Source organism: Companilactobacillus crustorum JCM 15951, from assembly GCF_001434585.1.
Lineage (GTDB): Bacteria > Bacillota > Bacilli > Lactobacillales > Lactobacillaceae > Companilactobacillus > Companilactobacillus crustorum.
In genome coordinates, this window is sequence record NZ_AZDB01000085.1 from 1 (window position 1) to 719 (window position 719).

Here is a 719-nt window from a genome sequence, read left to right on the forward strand (position 1 = left end):
GAGAGCGTAAAATATCTTGTGTAAATGCATAAAAGATTTCTGAATTGCATAGAAATAGGGAATGCCTTCCCTTATGATATTTAGTAACCACAGAAAACATCACAGGAGGCATTCCCCATGAATGAACTTACCACAGAAATTATCGCTGCACTAGCCCAAAAGCAAGATTTGGACGAAGTTTTTCGTCACCACCTCGAAATTGCGATTAACCAGCTGCTTCAAACCGAATTGGCAGAGTTTTTGGGTTACGAACGCTACTCATACGCTGGGATTAACACTGGTAATAACCGCAACGGCAGTTATGAGCGCTCGTTTGATACGAAGTACGGCCAACTTAACTTAACCATTCCTCGAGATCGCAATGGCCGGTTTGAAAATCATACCTTGCCAGCCTACGGTCGGCACAGTGATAATTTAGAAACAACGGTCATTCAGTTGTATACCAAGGGAATTACCACTGCTGAAATTGCCGAACTCATTGAGAAAATGTACGGTGCTCACTACTCCAAAGCCACGGTTTCCAACATGACTAAAGCCGTCAATGAACAGGTTCAAGCTTTCCAGCAACGTCGACTGGCTTCACAATATGTGGCCATCTTCTTAGATGCCACTTACTTGCCGTTAAAGCGGGATACCGTTCAAAAAGAAGCCGTTCATATTGCGATTGGCATTCGTCCAGATGGTACGAAAGAAGTGCTGAACTACCAAGTGGCGCCAAC

At 44.1% G+C, this 719-nt stretch carries 1 pseudogene; it reads left to right on the forward strand.

The window, feature by feature from the left end:
* Positions 1-117 precede the first annotated feature (117 nt).
* Positions 118-719, forward strand: a pseudogene (locus FD26_RS10750) (IS256-like element IS1310 family transposase); the annotation flags it as partial.